The sequence below is a fragment of the Janthinobacterium sp. SUN026 genome, assembly GCF_030397625.1.
Classification (GTDB): domain Bacteria; phylum Pseudomonadota; class Gammaproteobacteria; order Burkholderiales; family Burkholderiaceae_D; genus Janthinobacterium; species Janthinobacterium kumbetense.
In genome coordinates this window covers 452,569-468,988 of the sequence record NZ_JAPQNU010000002.1, presented here as the reverse complement: position 1 = coordinate 468,988, position 16,420 = coordinate 452,569, and the positions used below count along the sequence as shown (strand labels likewise).

The 16,420-nt window shown below is 63.3% G+C and carries 14 protein-coding genes; 7 read left to right on the top strand and 7 right to left on the bottom strand.

The genetic code is table 11. From position 1 onward, the window contains the following. The first annotated feature begins 139 nt into the window (after positions 1 to 139). The 5 genes from OX459_RS11855 (at position 140) to OX459_RS11835 (ending at position 4,704) form a co-directional block, all read left to right on the top strand. On the top strand, positions 140 to 1,390 hold the full coding sequence (locus OX459_RS11855) for an Hsp70 family protein (RefSeq protein WP_034781446.1): 1,251 nt from the start codon (positions 140 to 142) through the stop codon (positions 1,388 to 1,390). A 119-nt stretch (positions 1,391 to 1,509) separates the two neighbouring features. Next, the gene (locus OX459_RS11850; protein WP_289905161.1) at positions 1,510 to 2,139 is read left to right on the top strand and encodes a 3'-5' exonuclease; all 630 of its coding nucleotides are present in this window, start codon (positions 1,510 to 1,512) and stop codon (positions 2,137 to 2,139) included. A gap of 175 nt (positions 2,140 to 2,314) precedes the next feature. Next, positions 2,315 to 3,712, top strand: a complete 1,398-nt coding sequence (locus OX459_RS11845) for an SEL1-like repeat protein (RefSeq protein ID WP_289905160.1) — start codon at positions 2,315 to 2,317, stop codon at positions 3,710 to 3,712. Positions 3,713 to 3,802: 90 nt separating this feature from the next. Next, entirely contained in the window at positions 3,803 to 4,279 is a 477-nt protein-coding gene (locus tag OX459_RS11840) for a DUF4262 domain-containing protein (RefSeq protein WP_251348931.1), read from the top strand. Next, positions 4,276 to 4,704, top strand: coding sequence for a DUF6386 family protein (locus OX459_RS11835; RefSeq protein ID WP_289905159.1), 429 nt, complete (start codon positions 4,276 to 4,278; stop codon positions 4,702 to 4,704). The genes OX459_RS11840 and OX459_RS11835 overlap by 4 nt, the downstream gene beginning before the upstream one ends. A gap of 45 nt (positions 4,705 to 4,749) precedes the next feature. On the opposite strand, the gene OX459_RS11830 is transcribed toward OX459_RS11835, so the two are convergent. Next, the gene (locus OX459_RS11830; RefSeq protein WP_289905588.1) at positions 4,750 to 6,537 is read right to left on the bottom strand and encodes a GGDEF domain-containing protein; all 1,788 of its coding nucleotides are present in this window, start codon (positions 6,535 to 6,537) and stop codon (positions 4,750 to 4,752) included. Between the two features lie 412 nt (positions 6,538 to 6,949). Here OX459_RS11830 and OX459_RS11825 point away from each other — a divergent pair, with 412 nt between their 5' ends. Next, positions 6,950 to 9,148 carry a prolyl oligopeptidase family serine peptidase gene (locus OX459_RS11825; protein ID WP_289905158.1) on the top strand — a complete coding sequence of 733 codons (2,199 nt, stop codon included), beginning with the start codon at positions 6,950 to 6,952 and terminating at the stop codon, positions 9,146 to 9,148. A 49-nt stretch (positions 9,149 to 9,197) separates the two neighbouring features. On the opposite strand, the gene OX459_RS11820 is transcribed toward OX459_RS11825, so the two are convergent. From OX459_RS11820 to OX459_RS11800, 5 genes are read right to left on the bottom strand one after another with little or no spacing between them, the layout of a single operon-like run. Beyond that, positions 9,198 to 10,076, bottom strand: coding sequence for an STM4011 family radical SAM protein (locus OX459_RS11820; protein WP_289905157.1), 879 nt, complete (start codon positions 10,074 to 10,076; stop codon positions 9,198 to 9,200). After that, the gene (locus tag OX459_RS11815) at positions 10,070 to 11,449 is read right to left on the bottom strand and encodes an STM4012 family radical SAM protein (protein ID WP_289905156.1); all 1,380 of its coding nucleotides are present in this window, start codon (positions 11,447 to 11,449) and stop codon (positions 10,070 to 10,072) included. The genes OX459_RS11820 and OX459_RS11815 overlap by 7 nt, the downstream gene beginning before the upstream one ends. After that, positions 11,446 to 12,297 carry an STM4013/SEN3800 family hydrolase gene (locus tag OX459_RS11810; protein ID WP_289905155.1) on the bottom strand — a complete coding sequence of 284 codons (852 nt, stop codon included), beginning with the start codon at positions 12,295 to 12,297 and terminating at the stop codon, positions 11,446 to 11,448. Before OX459_RS11810 ends, OX459_RS11815 begins: the two co-directional genes overlap by 4 nt. After that, the gene (locus OX459_RS11805) at positions 12,290 to 13,387 is read right to left on the bottom strand and encodes an STM4014 family protein (protein WP_289905154.1); all 1,098 of its coding nucleotides are present in this window, start codon (positions 13,385 to 13,387) and stop codon (positions 12,290 to 12,292) included. Before OX459_RS11805 ends, OX459_RS11810 begins: the two co-directional genes overlap by 8 nt. Positions 13,388 to 13,402: 15 nt before the next feature. Then, positions 13,403 to 14,329, bottom strand: coding sequence for an STM4015 family protein (locus OX459_RS11800; RefSeq protein ID WP_289905153.1), 927 nt, complete (start codon positions 14,327 to 14,329; stop codon positions 13,403 to 13,405). Between the two features lie 190 nt (positions 14,330 to 14,519). Here OX459_RS11800 and OX459_RS11795 point away from each other — a divergent pair, with 190 nt between their 5' ends. Further along, positions 14,520 to 15,626 (top strand): PEP-CTERM sorting domain-containing protein, encoded by a 1,107-nt coding sequence (locus OX459_RS11795; protein ID WP_289905152.1) that lies wholly within the window; start codon positions 14,520 to 14,522, stop codon positions 15,624 to 15,626. A 33-nt stretch (positions 15,627 to 15,659) separates the two neighbouring features. Here the strand turns inward: OX459_RS11795 and OX459_RS11790 are convergent, their stop codons facing one another. Then, entirely contained in the window at positions 15,660 to 16,235 is a 576-nt protein-coding gene (locus OX459_RS11790; RefSeq protein ID WP_077403922.1) for an XRE family transcriptional regulator, read from the bottom strand. Positions 16,236 to 16,420: the final 185 nt, after the last annotated feature.

Here is a 16,420-nt window from a genome sequence, read left to right as displayed (position 1 = left end):
TTCCCAAGAGTAGCTTTTGCGCGCGGCCGCTACTTGATGCAAAGCAAGTTTATGCTGTTGACCCCGTCGAAAGGGTTTTGCTGGTGCAATAGCCTGCCTTCTGATAACATAACGCCCCTTTATTCAGGGAAGGGTCGACATGGCCAATGCTTGCGGCGTCGATTTCGGCACGTCAAATTCCACGGTAGGCTGGGCACGTCCCGGGCAGAGCACCATGCTCGGCCTGGAAGATGGCAAGACGACCTTACCGTCCGTCGTCTTCTTCAATGCGGAAGACGAGGAAGTCAGTTTTGGCCGCGCGGCGCTGGCCGGCTATCTGGCCGGTTACGAGGGGCGTTTGATGCGCTCGCTGAAAAGCTTGCTGGGCACGAGCCTCATCGATGGCCAGACGGAAGTGGGTGGCCGCGCCTTGCCATTTCGCATGTTGCTGGCGCAATTCATTGGCGAAGTGAAACGTCGCGCCGAGCAGTCCGCCGGCCGGGAATTCTCGTCCGCCGTGTTCGGCCGTCCCGTCTTCTTTATCGACGACAATGCGCAAGCCGACCAGCTGGCGCAAGACACGCTGGCCGAAGTGGCCCGCTCCGTCGGTTTCAAGGACGTCGCGTTCCAGTTCGAGCCGATTGCCGCCGCGTTCGACTACGAGTCGCAGATCGACAAGGAAGAACTGGTGCTGATCGCCGACATCGGCGGCGGTACGTCCGACTTTTCGTTGGTGCGCCTGTCGCCGGAACGGGCGAAGAAAACCGAGCGGCGCGACGACATCCTCGCCACCGGCGGCGTGCACATCGGCGGCACGGATTTCGATAAATACCTGAGCCTGTCATCCGTCATGCCCTTGCTGGGCTACGGCAGCCGCCTGCATAACAATAGCGAAGTCCCGTCCAGCTATTATTTCAACCTGGCGACCTGGCACACGATCAACCTGGCCTACACGAAGAAGATCTGGGTGCAGCTGGCCGACGTGTGCCGCGATGCGCGTGAGCAAGACAAGATGGGCCGTTTGCAAAAGCTGATCGACGAGCGCGCCGGCCACTGGCTGGCCATGAAAGTTGAAGAAGGCAAGATTGCCCTGTCCGACGCGGCCGAAGTGCAGCTGGAACTGGACCGCCTGTCGCCCGCGCAGAGTCTGTTGCTCAAACGCACGCAGTTCGACGAGGCCATCGGCCACCTGTGCGGTTCCGTGGAAGAAACCGTGCTGCGTCTGCTGCGCGACGCGGGCGTGGCGCCGGAAGCCGTCGACACCGTGTTCTTCACGGGCGGTTCGAGCGGCGTGCGCTTGCTGCGCGAAAAGATCGCAGCCCTGGTGCCGGCCGCGCGCAAGGTCGAAGGCGATCTGTTCGGCAGTATCGGTGCGGGTTTGGCGCTGGACGCCGTGCGTAAATTTGGTTGATAAAATGTGCATGGCGGCGTTGCCGCGTCTTGCCGTACTGGTGTACTGTCTGCGACGCGGCGCCTTGCCCTGCGCATTTTATCGATACCCCCACTGTTGCACCCACGAAAGAGCGCCCCATGAATGTGTTTGACAAACCGATCGTCATGATCGACTTCGAGACGACCGGTTTATCTCCCGACATGGGCGACCGCATCACGGAAGTGGCGGCGCTGCGCATCGAGGGCGGGCAGATCACGGACCGTTATGTGACCCTGATCAACTGCAATGCGCGCATCCCCTCGTTCATCACGGGCTTGACGGGCATCACGCAGGCGATGGTGGACAAGGCGCCGCCCGTGGCCGAGGTGGTGCCGCGGCTGCTCGACTTCATCGGCAGCGATGCCTTGTCGGCGCACAATGCCAGCTTCGACGAGAAATTCCTGCGCGCGGAAAGCGCCAGGCTGAACCTGACACCGGCGCACCAGTCGCTCGTGTGTTCATTGAAACTGTCGCGCCGCGTGTTTCCCGGCATGGCCAGCTACAAGCTGGGTTTGCTGTCCAGCCAGCTGGGCATCGCCTTCAAGAGCGCCGCCCACAGGGCCGAGTCCGATGCGGAAGTGGCGGCGCAAGTGCTGATCCATATCGGCCGCCATTTGCGCAGCAGCTATGGCATCGCCGACGTCGACGCGGACTTGCTCGTGTCGCTGAACAAGCTGGCCGCCGCCAAGGTGCCGCAATTCCTGCAAAAACACCCATCACGCCGCTGAGCGCCATGCCTGCCTAAGCGGGCTCATCAAAACGATATAATTTTGTTATTTCGTTTGAGCCTGCTCAAGTCCTTCCCCAGCATCGAATTTAAAATTTAAGCAACACATGATTTCGCCGCCCTGGGCCGCCGTTTTGCGCGTGCTGCCAGCAAGCGCAATGTGGATGGGGGCGCACATGGACAAGCACCATACTGCCAGAGATAGCCACGAGGCGTATATCTGGTTCCGCACGGCTGCCGAGCAGGGCAATGCCTACGCCCAGTTCAATCTGGGATTGATGTACAAGAAGGGCGAAGGCGTGGCGCAGGACGATGCGCGCGCCTTTGTCTGGCTACGGCTGGCCGCGCTGCAAGGGCTGGCGTTCGCGCAAAACCACCTGGGCGCCCTGTATTACCACGGCCGCGGCGTGGCGCAGAGCGACGAGGACGCCGTGCTGTGGTTTCGCCGCGCGGCCGCGCAGGGCGACGCCTCGGCCCAGCAAAACCTGGGACAGATGTACCGCAAGGGGCGGGGCGTGCTGCAGAGTGACGAACTGGCCCTGGCGTGGTTTTACCGTGCCTCCGAACAGGGCGTGGCCAGCGCGCAATCCTTGTTGGGCGAAGCCTATGCGCAAGGCCTGGGCGCGAAAAAGAACGATGCGCTGGCCCTGGCGTGGTTCCGCAAGGCGGCCTTGCAGGGCGATGCGCAGGCGCAGCTGAACCTGGGGCTCGTCTACAAGCGGGGCCAGGGCGTGGCGCAAAGCGATACGCAGGCGCTGGCCTGGTTCCGCCAGGCCGCTGCCCAAGGCCTGGCCGTGGCGCAGCGGCAACTTGGCGTGGCGTATGCGGAAGGCCTAGGCGTGGCGCCCGATCAGCTGCGCGCCTACGCCTGGCTGCAGCGGGCGGCCGAGCAGGATGATGCCGACGCCCAGTTCAACCTGGGCCTGATGCTGGCGCGGGGGCAGGGCGTGGACAAGGACGAGGCGCGCGCCGTCGTCTGGTACCGGCGTGCCGCCCTGCAAGGTCACTGCATGGCGCAATACAATCTGGGCGGCATGTTTGCGGGCGGGCGGGGCGTCGCCCGCGACCTGCGCCAGGCGCTGGACTGGTATGCCAGGGCGGCGGCCCAGGGCGCGTCGAATGCGCAGTTCAACCTGGGCGTGATGTATGCCAATGGCCAGGGTGTGGAGCGCGACGAGGTGTGCGCCGTGCGCTGGTACCGCACGGCGGCCGAGCAGGGCGATGCCAGTGCGCAAAACAACCTGGGCGTCATGTATGCGAGCGGCCACGGCGTGCCGCAAGACGATGGCCTGGCCGTGCAATGGTATGCGCGCGCGGCCGGCCAGGGCCATGCGCTGGCGCAGTACAACCTGGGCGGCATGTACAACAGCGGGCGCGGCGTGGAGAAGGATCCCGTTTGCGGCTATATGTGGCTGGCGCTGGCGGCCGAGGGCGGCGATAGCGGGGCGGCCAGGGCGCGGGAAGCGGCTGCCGCCAGGCTGGAGCCGGCACAGCTGCAAGAGGCGCAGCAGCGCATGCGGCAATGGCACCAGGTGCGTTCCCCGCCACGGCCGCCACGGCCATCGCGCGACTGAAGCGTGGGCGCGGACGCGGGCTGCGTGCGATAATTGCTGGCAGGAATGTCGCGAAGGCGGCGTGGTTTTTGGCACAGCGAAAGGCGGAATATGGTAAGGCAGGCAGGCGAGGATGCATCCGAACAAAAAGTCATCGACGACATCGCCACGCATGGCTGGCATGGCGTGCATATCAGTGCCGATGAAGAGGGCCCCGGCTACGCCTTCACGATAGGCGCTTGCCACAGCTTTGGCCAGCCTGAATTTCTCATCATGGGCTTGCCGCGGGCCGTGGCCCACCAGATACTCGACGTGGCGCTGGACGCCGCGCGCAGCGGCGCCATCACGGATTTCACAGCCACCACGGACGTCTTGCTGAAGGGCCATCAGTGCGCCTTCGTGCGCGTGCCCGTCGAGCAATACCGCAACTATGTCGGCTATGCGCGCTGGTATTACCAGGGTGACGAGTTTACCGTGTACCAGATCGTCTGGCCGTCGCGCGATGGCCATTTTCCATGGCAGGCGCAAGCCAGTGCGCAGTACGTGGAAAGCCAGCCGCTGCTGGGACCGGCGCCGCTGGCGGCATGACGAGAATCGTGACCGGCACGGCCACCCTGTGCGTGTTCGATCCGGCCCTCTTGCGCCACAAGCTGGAAGATGACTGCGACTGGTGGAGTATTCCCAGTGCGGAACTGGCGGCCGTGAACGCGGGGCAGGTAGCGTTTTTCAACGTCGGCGGCGACGGCGCGTATGACATCGCCTTGCACGCCGAACTTGCCGAGCCGCATGTGGTCGTGCATCTGGCCGTGGTCTCCGGCCGCGTCTTCATCGGCGCCGGGGAAGACGTCACCGGCGGCGGCCAGGAACCGGACACGGCATATGGCGGCCTGTTCGTCGACGTGCCTGCAGGCAGTTACCGCTTGCAGGCGCGCCGCGACGAGGCACGCATCAGCCTGGCATTCGTGCCCGATGCCCGCAGCAGCAATGCGTTTGTCGACCTCGTGCGTATTTGAGCGTGCCTGGCCTGTCCCTGTCCAGCTTTTGACTATTGCCCCTGGTTACGCATCCATGCGTGCCGCGCCCGCGCCTTGCCGCCGGTCCAGGAACAGGCTGTTGCCGTGGATTTTCTTGGCCTGCTTCTTCGCTTCCGCCGCCTGCGTGGCAATCTGGTGGTGCGTGTAATACTGGTGCGCTTCCACCTTGATGACGCCCAAGGATAGGCTGATCAGGGAATAAAACACTTTCTTGCCTTGCCGGTCTTCGCTGATGTAGCCGCCCCGTTCGCAATCGCTGGTGCTGTAATAGGCGAGGATGGCGGCCGCGAAGTCGTCCAGCATGGCCTGGCAGCGCGCTTCCCAGTCTTCGCTCTGGAACAGGATCATGAAATCGTCGCCGCCGATGTGGCCGATGAAGTCGCGGTTCGGGTCGCAATGGCTGCTGAGGATTTCTCCCGTCAGCTGGATCACGTCGTCGCCCTTGCGGTAGCCGTACACGTCGTTGAAGGGCTTGAAGTGGTCGAGGTCGCAATAGCAGACCCAGAAGCGGCTGCCACTGTGCAGCAGGCGGTCGATATGCTCGTTGATGGGCACGTTGCCGGGCAGTTGCGTCAGCGGATTGGCATAGCGGGCCGCGTTGATCTGCATCTGCGTGATTTCGCGCATCAGGTCGTGTCCCGTGCCCATGCCCAGGTAGCGGCCGTGTTCGGTAATGATGAAACCGTTGAACAGATGGTGGGCGCTCGATTGCACCATGGTGTAGCTGAGTTCCTGCAAGCTCGTCTCGTGGTCAGCGATCAGCGGCGTGGCATCCATGAACAGGCTGCACGATTTCTTGCCATACAGTTCGCGCTGGTAGGGGCGGGCGAAGTGATCGATCATCTCGAAGCGGCTGATCAGGCCCAGCGGCACGCCGTCGTCGACGACGGGAATGATCATCAGCTTCGGGTCTTTCAGGAAAATATCGTACACCTCGTTATTGTTTTTCTCGGGCGAAACGGCCGCCACGCGGTGCAGCAGCTTGCGGATGCTGGCGCCGTTCTTTTCCAGGCTGCTGCGCTGCGGATACACGGCCACGCCGTTGCGTCCCAGCGCCTGCACCACTTCGGCCGGCAGGGCGCGCGCCGGCACCGCGTTGGGCCGGCCCAGGTGATAGCCTTGTCCGAACGCCACGCCCAGGTCGCGCAAGACGAGCAATTCCGTCTGCGCCTCGATGCCTTCGGCGATTACCAGGGTACCCGATTTCTCCGCGATTTCCTGGATCGAGCGCACGAACTGCAGTTTCACGGGGTCATTATTGATGCCCTGGATGAAATGCATGTCGATTTTCACGTATTCCGGGCGCAGTTCCGACCACAGGCGCAGGCTGGAAAATCCCTCGCCCAGGTCGTCGATGGCGATCTGGAAACCCATGTTGCGGTAATGCAGCACCGCTTCGCGCATCAGCTCGTAGTCATACGTGGGCTGGTTTTCCGTCAGCTCGATGATGACGCGGTCCGGATTGATGCCGATGTGTTCGATGTATTCCAGGGTTTCGCCATGGCGGGCATTGCGCAGCAACAGGCATTCGGGGCTGACATTGAGAAACAGCTTGCCCGGCAACTGCAGTTCGGCGAAGCGTTCGAGCACCACTTGCCGGCACAGGTGTTCCACTTCCAGGGTCAGGTCATGCGCGCGCGCCACCTTGAACAGATTCATCGGCGCGTGCAATGGGCTGTCGGACGGCCCACGTATCAAGCCTTCGTAGCCGATGATGTCGCCGCTGTGCATGTGGATGATGGGCTGGAACAGCGCGCTGAGCTTGCGGCCCGCGAGGATCTCGTGCAAGGCATCCGTCCCTTCGATGCTCATGGATACCGACGGCGGCTTCAGGTAAGCCACATTCGATGGCACCGCGCCGGGCGGCGCGGCGGTGGCGGTGGGGAGGGCGAGAGTGTGCATAGGCGGATGTGGCGGCACGGCCTCTGGACGGGCCATGAACATGTTGCCGATAGTAAAGAAGATTTATGACGGCTTGATGAAACGACTTTGTTTTTGATAATGTTTCTTGCATGAATGTCAGTTTGCCGATTCCGGCGAAAGCGAGATTTATCATGGTCATTCATGTAAATTCCCCAAACAAAAGACGGTAAATCCACTGGATAACTGTGCTTTAAAAGTGGCAATCCGCGCTATGATTTCTCTTGGCGAAAGTCAACATGGGCAGCCGCCGCGCATGCAGGCGGCCTGCTTTCCTCGACATCCAACAATGAGACAACAACCCATGCAATTACGTAGTGCAACCCTCATATTCAGCTTGATGGCCGCCTTCGGTGGCAATGCCCTGGCGCAAAGCGCCGCGATGCCATCGTGCCCGGCCGGCGATGGCGCACCCGTGACGTATCCGGTCAGCAAAAAAGTCGACCAGCAAGACAGCTATTTCGGCACCACCATCGCCGACCCGTACCGCTGGCTGGAAGATGCCAACAGCGCCGAGACAGGCGAATGGGTTGCGGCGCAAAACAAGCTGACGCAATCGTACCTGGGCACCATCCCGGAACGTGCCGCGATCAAGCAGCGCCTGACCAAGCTGTGGAACTATGAGCGTTTCTCTACGCCAACGAAGCAGGGCGGCCGTTACTTCTACAGCCGCAATGACGGCTTGCAGAACCAGGCCGTGCTGTACACGGTGAAAAAACTGACGGACGAGCCGCGTCTGTTGCTGGACCCGAACACCCTGTCCACGGATGGCACGGTGGCGCTGGCCGGCACTTCGATCAGCCCGAACGGCAAGTACCTGGCGTATGCCACGTCCGCTTCCGGTTCCGACTGGAACGAGTGGAAGGTGCGCGACATCGAATCGGGCAAGGATTTGACGGACCACATCAAGTGGGCCAAGTTCTCCGGCGCTTCCTGGACCAAGGACAACACCGGTTTCTTCTACAGCCGCTATGATGCGCCGAACGAAGCGACCAAGCTGGCCGATATCAATTACTTCCAGAAATTGTATTTCCATAAGATCGGCACGCCGCAAAGCGACGACGTGCTCGTCTTCGACCGTCCCGACCAGAAGGAATGGGCGTTTGGCGGCAGCACCGTCAGCGACGACGGCAATTACCTGATCATCACGGCCACGCAAGGCACGGAACGCAAGAACCGCATTTTCTACAAGGACTTGCGCCAAAAGAACGCCAAGGTGGTGGGCTTGCTGGAAGCGTTCGATGCGTCGTACTCGTTCATCGACAATGACGGCCCCGTGTTCTTCTTCAAGACGGATAACAAGGCGCCGAAATCGCGCGTGATCGCCATCGACACGCGCAAGCCTGCGCCTGCCGACTGGAAAGAGATCGTGCCGCAAAGCGCGGAAACCCTCGTCGCCGTCAACCTGATCAACAACCAGTTGGTGCTCGACTACTTGAAAGATGCGCAAACGCAAATCAAGATCGTCGACCTGAATGGCAAGCTGGTGCGCGAAGTGGCCTTGCCGGGCATCGGTTCGGCCGGCGGCTTTGCCGGCAAGCGTGGCGACACGGAAACGTTCTACTCGTTTACCAGTTTCACGACGCCGGCGACCATCTACCGCTACGACATGAAATCGGGCAAGAGCAGCGTGTACCGCCAGCCGAAGGTCGATTTCGACCCGAACGCCTTTGAAACGCGCCAGCAATTCTTCACCAGCCGCGATGGCACCAAGGTGCCGATGTTCATCGTCTCGAAAAAAGGCATGAAGCTCGCCGGTTCCAACCCGACCTATCTGTACGGCTATGGCGGCTTCAATATTTCGCTGACACCGAGCTTCTCCGTGGCAAATCTTGCCTGGGTGGAAATGGGCGGCGTCTACGTGATGGCCAACCTGCGCGGCGGCGGCGAATACGGCGAAGCCTGGCACCAGGCCGGCACCAAGCTGAACAAGCAAAACGTGTTCGACGACTTTATTGGCGCGGCGCAATGGCTGGTCGACAACAAGGTCACTTCGCCATCGAAGCTGGCCATCGGCGGCGGCAGCAATGGCGGCTTGCTGGTGGGCGCGGCCATGACGCAGCGTCCCGACCTGTTCGCCGCGGCGATCCCGCAAGTGGGCGTGCTCGACATGTTGCGTTTCCACAAGTTCACCGTGGGCTGGGGCTGGGTGCCTGACTACGGTTCGTCGGACGATGCCGAGCAGTTCAAGGCGCTGGTGAAATATTCGCCGCTGCACAACCTGAAGGCGGGCGGCTGCTATCCAGCCACCATGATCACGACGGCCGACCACGACGACCGCGTCGTGCCTGCCCACAGCTTCAAGTTCGCCGCCGCTGCCCAGGCAGCGCAAGGCGGCGCGGCGCCCGTGCTGATCCGCATCGACAGCAAGGCCGGCCATGGCGCCGGCAAGCCGACGACCAAGCAGATCGAAGAAGTGGCCGATCGCTGGGGCTTCCTCAGCCGTTCGCTGAAGATGACGCCAGTCGCGGCGCCGGAACCGGCGAAAGTGGCGGCGCAGTAATTAGTTGGTGTTCAGGTAAAAAGCGCGGGTGCCGTTGGCCCGCGCTTTTTTACGTCCGGCGCAAAGGCGCGATGCGCGCCAGCACGCCGTTGCCAAACGTGGACTGGAACGGCAAATCCTTGCGCTGCGCATATCCGATATAGCAATCGCACTTGAAGCGCGGGCAGGATTTTTCTTGCAGCATGTCCGTCAGGTCGTCCGTGTACAGGTTGCCCAGGCGCTCGGGCACGAAATGGCAGCGCGCCAGCTCGCCGTCGCCATCGACGGACAGCGACGCCTCGCCCGCCAGGCACGGTTTATTGCGCGAGGGCGAAGGGCGCCGGTTTTGCGCGAACCACGGGTCGACGGCGTCCAGCCAGGCCAGGTCTTCCACCGCGTAGTAGCCGGGACCACGCCGGTCGTACGCGTTCAGCCACAGGTAGACGTGCGCGGGCAGGGCCGCGCGCAGGGCGCGGATGGCGTCCAGGTGCTCGTTCATCGCCACGACGCCGACGGAATAGCGCACGCCCATGGCGTCCAGGCGCGCGCAGCGTTCGAGAAAGCGGGCCAATGTCGTCTGATCCGGGTGGTAGGTGCACCACAGGCCGATCTTTTCCAGCCCATCCATCCCCTGCAGCCAGTTCAGGGGGCCGGACAGATTCGTTTGCAGCGCCACCTGGCGCACGTGCGGCAGTGCGGCCAGGGTTTGCATGGCCGCGCGGTAGTGGCGCCGCACCAGCGCTTCGCCCCAGGGGGTGAACAGCACGCCGATGGGGCGCGTTTGCCGCGCCACCCAGTCCGTGAAGCGGACAAGCTCGCGCGCATCGCGGGCCAGCGCGGCGCGGCTGTCGCGCTTCTTGGCAAACGGGCAGTAGCCGCAGGCGTAGTTGCAGCTCGCCAGCGTGCCCCGGTACAGCAGGGACAAAGTGCCAGGCTGGGTTGTCAGCACGCCTGGCCCTCTTGCGCCATCAGCGCGCGCACCGTCTCGGAGGCCAGCCACGGGCCGATGGTGTCGGCGTAGCTGTAGCCGCGGTCATTGAGGCGCAGCAGCGGACCATCCTCCTGCACCAGCTCCAGCGCGTGCAGTTCGGCCAGCTGCGGCAGATCCATCTCGCAGCGCGTGCCGAAGCGCGCCGTGTAGGCGTCGCGGTCCAGGCCCGGTTCCGTCAGCAGCGACTGGATCACGTAGCGCCGGCGCTGTTCTTCCTCGCCCAGCACGTAGCCGTGTTCGGCCTGCGCGAAGCGTTCCTCGTCCAGCGCCAGGTAGTTGTCGATGATGCCGATGGTCTCTGTCCGTGCCACCGCGTACTCGCTCGAATAATGCAGGCTGGCCGTGTAGGAGCGCGCGCCCGCGCCCAGGCCCACCATGCCGTCATTCTGGCAGCAATACGAGGGACCGTTTTGTTCCGGCGCATGGGGAGCGCGGAACATGCGCATCGATACCTGTTCATAGCCTTGCGCGCGCAAATGGTCGCGCGCGGCCGCGTACAGGGCCAGCCGGCTGTCGCCGTCCTGCGCCAGCATGATGGGGTTCAGCGTATCGGCGCCTTTGCGCCGCGCGATCTTGCCGAGGCCCGTCTGCTCGCGCACGTACAGCGGATACAGATAGATTTCCTCGGGCCGGAAGGCCAGCGCGCTGTCGATGGACGCCAGCAGGCTGGCGACGGTCTGCCCCGCGATGCCGTAGATCAAGTCCAGGTTCAGGGTGGGAAAGCCGGCCGCGCGTATCAGGCCGATGGCGTGATGGACGGTGGCGTTTTGCTGGGGACGCGCCAGCGCGCGCATCTCGCCGGCGGCAAAGCTCTGGATGCCCAGGCTGACGCGGTCGATGCCGTGCGCGCGGCAGACGGCCAGGCGCTCGGCCGTGATGGTTTCGGGCGACGCTTCGATGCCGGCCGGCGTGGCTTGCAAATCGATGCCGAGGATGTCGCGCGCGCCGGACAGCAAGGTGTCCAGCTGCGCCGGCGACAGATAGGTGGGCGTGCCGCCGCCCAGCGCGAAGCGGGCGAAGCGCCGTTCGCCCAGCGCGCCGGCCAGTGCGCGCATCTGCACCAGCACTTGCCGCACGTAGCGTTCGACCATGTCGGCGCCGGGGCGGGCCATGGCGAACAGGTTGCAAAAGCCGCAGCGCATCTCGCAAAACGGAATATGGATGTACGCGAACAGGGCGGAGCGGTCTTGCCGCGCCCACAGGGGCGCCAGCGGCGCCGCCTGCGGCAAGGCGCGGTAGGCCGCCTTGTGCGGATACGAATACGAATACGCCTGGTAGGGCGTGTGGCGCATGCGCTGCGCCAGGGTGCCAGGTTGTTCGGCTGGGCTCACGGTGGGGACTCCTTGGGAGGTGTATCGGGGGCGATGAAGAAGTGCGCATACGGCACGTTCCACACGCTGTCGTGGGCGATGCGGTGGCCGCGGTAGCCATCTTCGCCATAGGCGCTGCCGTGATCCGAGCAGACGATGGCAAACGTGGGCGCGCGCGCGGCGCAGGCGGCAAACAGGGGCGCCAGCGCGCCATCGACATAGCGCAGCGCTGCCGCGTGGCTGTCCAGGCAATCGGCGCGGCAGCCGGGCAGGTAGGCGCGGTTCGGCGTGTGCAGGGCGGCCACGTTGATGAACAAAAAAGTGCGCTGATCGCCATCCGCCAGGCGGGCTAGGGCCAGCGCCACCTGCTTTTGCGTCGAATGGCGGCTGGCCACGCCCATGCCCGCGCTCCAGTGGCTTTCCTGGAACAGCGACGGCAGCACCGTGCCCAGCGCCGTTTGCTTGTTGAAGAAGCCCACGCCGCCGATGCAGATGGTGCGGTAGCCGCGCGCGGCCAGCGCGGCGGGAAGGTCCGCTTCCGCGAAGGTAAACGTGTCGGGCGACGTCGTTTCGCTGCCCGCAAACGCGCTGGCGAACAGGCGCGGATGGCGGCCCGGCGCGGCCGGCGTGGGCAAAAAGCCCGCGAAGAAGGCCTGGTGCGCCGCATAGGTGAACGTGGCGGGCGAGTGGCGCCGTTCCCAGCCGCCCGGCGGTAAAAAACGTCCCAGCACGGGCAATTCACCCGCCTCGTACAGGGCTTGCGCCACGTCAAAGCGCAGGGTGTCGAGCGTGAGGAAGACGATATCGTGGCTGCCGACGATGGCGTGCATGTCGGGGATGGCCGGTGTGTCCGGTGTATCTTTAAGCATGTGTCAGTTGCGTCAATTGCGCCGCATAGGTGTCCGCGCCTTGCCACAGCAGGCCTGGCAGCAGGTCGCCGAAGGCGTTCGCTTCCAGCACGTGGGCCTGGCCCTGGCGCACGACGAGGTCGTAGCCCGTCACGTGGCTGGCGGGGAAGGCGCGCGCGGCCTGGGCGGCAGCCGCTTCCAGTGCCGCCAGGTCGGCTGCGTTCAAGAGGCCGGATGCCTCGCCGCGCCGGTTGTCGAGGTGCAGATTCGTCATCATGTGCTGTCCGATGCGCGCCACCCGGTGTGCGGGCTGGCCCGCCAGGGTCACGACGCGCAGGTCGTAGTGGCTGTCGCCGCTGCGCGGCTTGTTCAGCCACGTTTCCGCATACAGCTCCTGGGCGGCCAGCGCGTCGACGAGGGCGGCGATGTCGTGCTGCGTGTCATAGCGCGCCATGCGCTTGACATTGAACAGCCGCGCCGCGCCATCCCCATGCTGCAGGGCGGCCGAGGTGGTGGCTTGCTGGCGTCCTGCCCTGTTCCTGCGGTAGGCGACGACGCCGGACGCGGACGAGCCGTAGCGCGGCTTCAGGTACACGCGGTCGAGGTCATGCTGGTGCAGCAGCGCTTGCAGGTGCTCGTAGCCATGCACGGGGCCGAGCAGGGCGGGAATGGCGATGCCGTGTGCGGCCAGGTGGCGCTGGCAGGCCAGTTTGTCCGTCATGCGGACAATCTCGGCCGGCGCATTGAAGACGCGTATGTGCGGCAAGGCCGCCAGTTGCCCCGCCAGGTCTTGCATGGCACTGGAAAAGCCCGCAAACCACGCATCCATGGCCAGCAGTTCGCCATGTTCGGGCGCCTCGACGAGGGGACGGTCCAGCAAACGGCAGCCCGCCTGCAGCAAGAGAAAATGCGCGGCGGGATCGTCGCCGGGCGGTTCGATCTTCAACAGGCCGGGCTGGCGCAAGGCGTCTGCCAGCAGCGCCGGCCGCGCCAGCCAGTGGCGCCATTCCAGCACCTGCGCGGGCGGCAGGCGCAGTTGCGCGCGCGCCGCCTGCATCAGGCGCACGCGCTTGCTGCCGGCGCCGGCCAGCAGGGTGAGGGGTGTAGCCAAGGAAAAAGACTCCGTTTATTCGCCCACGGCCACGTAGCGGTAGCTTTCGCCGTCGTCTTCGTCCGCTTCCTGCGGGTCGTCCAGCACCACCTCGAAGGGCAGCGCCTTCAGCTTGGCCTGGTTTTCTTCCGAGATGTAGTGGTGCGACAGGTCCAGGCGTTTCAGCTTGCCCAGCTGCGTGTGATTGAGCACGGCCACGGCGCCCAGGTCGCCGATGGTGCCCAGCGACAGGTCGAGCGTGTCGAGCTGCGCCACCAGCGGCTCTTCCGCCAGCCACACGGCCAGGTCATCGGCGATTTCCGCGTCGCGCAAGCCCAGGTAGCGCAGGGTCGGTACGGTCAGCTGCGCCAGCACCTTGCGGTACAGGTCGACGTCGCCCGAGAAGCCGTATTCCTCGGTGCCCAGCCACAGTTCCAGGTGTTCCAGCTGCGGCATGCTCGATTGCGCCAGCGCTTCGGCGATCTTTTGATCGAGGCCGCCCGCTTCGATGGTGAAGCGGCGCAGGTGCTGGTGCGCGAACGGCTCGATGACGAGCTCATTGCCGCCGCGGATGCGCAATTCTTCCAGCTGCGGGAAGGCGTCCAGCAGGGGCTTGTAGCTGCCTTGCACGATCCACGAGATTTCGCATTCCTCGTACGTCATGTCGCCGATGAACAGGGCGCGCACATTGGGCAGTTGCGGCGCGTGGGCGATCAGCGCGGCGATCACTTCGTCGGCGCCCGATTCGTACGGGTCGCCCCACATGCCGATGATCAGCGCTGCGAGCGCATTCTGGTCCGCCTTGGCGAGAAAGCCGGCGATCAGCTCGTCCATCTTGCGCTTGTCGTCGTACTCGAGCGACAGGCGGTAGACGATGTCGGGCGAGGCGTCGAAGGGCAGGTCAGGGTCGTACTGGACGACTTTCTTGTTGTGGAAGGTGGTGGTGCTGTCGGAAATCGTCATCGGTAAGGCTCCATGAAGGGCAGTGGAAATCTTGTCTAGTCCGAAATCTTAGCATGGGCATAAGGGCTTATTGCACACTGCTGGCCCCTGCACGGGGAGCCATCAATGCTTATCTTGCATCAGAGTTGTCAAAAAGGTTTACCTTTTTTATATTATCGATTATCTTGTTAATTTTATTGGAAAATTGACAATGAAACCGATACATAAAACCCTGTGTTTCTTGCTGTTGAGCGCTGCGACAACGACGGCGTTTGCACAAATCCTGCCTGCACCTGCACCGATTTTCTCTTCGACAACGTTTGCGCTCCCCTCGACTGGCCGTTTGCAGTGGGGCGGCATCACGGCGCTGGGCGAACTGTATGGCTATGTTCAGCTGAATGGCGTGGACATGTGGTACGGCACATCAGGCTCGGCAGTGACGGCCGTGCCTGCGGCTCAGGCAACGAATATGCTGCGTGGCGGCAATATTGCAGGAGACTTGCTGCTGCGCTCCACCGCCGCCGATGGCACCTTGCACATGCAACTGCAGTCGGGCAACACCCTGACGTCGCTGGATATTCCCGGCCAGGTGTCGTGGACCGGTCAAGTTAATGCGTCGGGGAAAGTTGCGTTTGGCGCCACCGTGGTCGACAGCCAGACCAAGGCCAGCAGCACCAACGCCTATCTGTACGATTCCGCATCGGGCATTACTCCCCTCGGTACGCTGGGCGGCGCCTGGAGTAGTGTTTCAGCAATCAATGATCATGGGGTCATCGTCGGCAACTCCTCGACGGCCAGCGGCAAGCAGCACGGTTATATCTATGAAAATGGTGTGATGAGAGACATCACGCCCACGATCAGAGACGCCGAGGTGAAGATGCGAGGGATTAACAATGCAGGGGAAATCGTGTTCAACCAGTACTTCCGCAATGCCCCCTGGCCGGTTCCCTACCGCGCCTTCAAGATGGTGGACGGCAGCTGGAGCGGGATCAACTCCATGTCGGAAGCGCTCGGGATCGATGGCAAAGGGAACGTGGTGGGTATCAGCCTTTCAGGTGCGGAATCCATTATCAATATGAATGGCAACACCTATATGCTGGCCGACCTGGTCGATGGCATGGAAGGCTGGCGCAATCTGCAAGTCAATGGCATAAACGAGGCTGGCCAGATCGCCGCCAGCCGCTGCAACGACCGCTTTTGTGAAGTGATCCGCCTCGACCCGCTCAGCGCCGTGCCGGAGCCTGAAACCTATGGCATGTTGCTGGGCGGCCTGGCATTGCTCGGCTTTGTCAGCAGAAGACGTCAGCGCCAGGCCTGACGCCGGAGCCGTACGCCGCGTTGCTGGTGGCCACTAGCGGTGGATCACCACCAGCAGCGCTTTTCCTTCCGTCTTGCCCAGGTTGCGTATCGTATGCGGCAAGTCCGCCGGATACCTGGCCGTGCCGCCATTCTTGACCTTTTTCTTCGCCGTCCCCACTTCCAGTTCCAGGTTGCCGTGGATCACCGTCAAATGCTCGGTGGTGCCCGGATCGTGCGGCTGCGACGCCAGCTCGCCGCCCGGCGCCAGGGTCACCTCATACCATTCATATTTGCCGGCCAGTTCCATCGGTCCCAGGATGCGCAGCACGTAGCCCGCGTGGTCGCCGGGCAGGGTGGGGGTTTCGTGGGCGTCCGTGATGCGGATGGTTTCCACGGCTTTTTCCGCGCTGGACAGCAATTCGCCAATCTGCACGCCCAGGGCGTTGGCCAGGCGCCACGTGATGGCGATGGTGGGATTGGCTTTTTCGCGCTCGATCTGCGACAGCATGGACTTCGAGACGCCCGCGATGCGCGACAAATCCTCCAGTGTCAGGCCGCGCGCAAGGCGCAACCGTTGCAGGGTGGCGCCCACTTCGGGCGGAGAATTGGTCGAAACGCTGGTTTTCATCGGCAGGTGGCTTGCAAAGTTCAAAAGGCTTGGGTAATATCCACTATATTGAATTTCAGTTCGAAATAGTGGATTTTGAGGAAAAACACGGAAACGTGTAGACTTCAAACAGCGCTTCACGGTACAGCATTGTGCGCGCACCGGTCAAGCGGACGCTTTTCCCTATGGCAACTGAGCTCACCCGG

Coding starts and splice junctions, on each gene's coding strand:
- OX459_RS11855 (WP_034781446.1), top strand. CDS start 140: ATGGCCAATGCTTGCGGCGTCGATTTCGGCACGTCAAATTCCACGGTA.
- OX459_RS11850 (WP_289905161.1), top strand. CDS start 1,510: ATGAATGTGTTTGACAAACCGATCGTCATGATCGACTTCGAGACGACC.
- OX459_RS11845 (WP_289905160.1), top strand. CDS start 2,315: ATGGACAAGCACCATACTGCCAGAGATAGCCACGAGGCGTATATCTGG.
- OX459_RS11840 (WP_251348931.1), top strand. CDS start 3,803: ATGGTAAGGCAGGCAGGCGAGGATGCATCCGAACAAAAAGTCATCGAC.
- OX459_RS11835 (WP_289905159.1), top strand. CDS start 4,276: ATGACGAGAATCGTGACCGGCACGGCCACCCTGTGCGTGTTCGATCCG.
- OX459_RS11830 (WP_289905588.1), bottom strand. CDS start 6,537: ATGAGCATCGAAGGGACGGATGCCTTGCACGAGATCCTCGCGGGCCGC.
- OX459_RS11825 (WP_289905158.1), top strand. CDS start 6,950: ATGCAATTACGTAGTGCAACCCTCATATTCAGCTTGATGGCCGCCTTC.
- OX459_RS11810 (WP_289905155.1), bottom strand. CDS start 12,297: ATGCTTAAAGATACACCGGACACACCGGCCATCCCCGACATGCACGCC.
- OX459_RS11800 (WP_289905153.1), bottom strand. CDS start 14,329: ATGACGATTTCCGACAGCACCACCACCTTCCACAACAAGAAAGTCGTC.
- OX459_RS11795 (WP_289905152.1), top strand. CDS start 14,520: ATGAAACCGATACATAAAACCCTGTGTTTCTTGCTGTTGAGCGCTGCG.
- OX459_RS11790 (WP_077403922.1), bottom strand. CDS start 16,235: ATGAAAACCAGCGTTTCGACCAATTCTCCGCCCGAAGTGGGCGCCACC.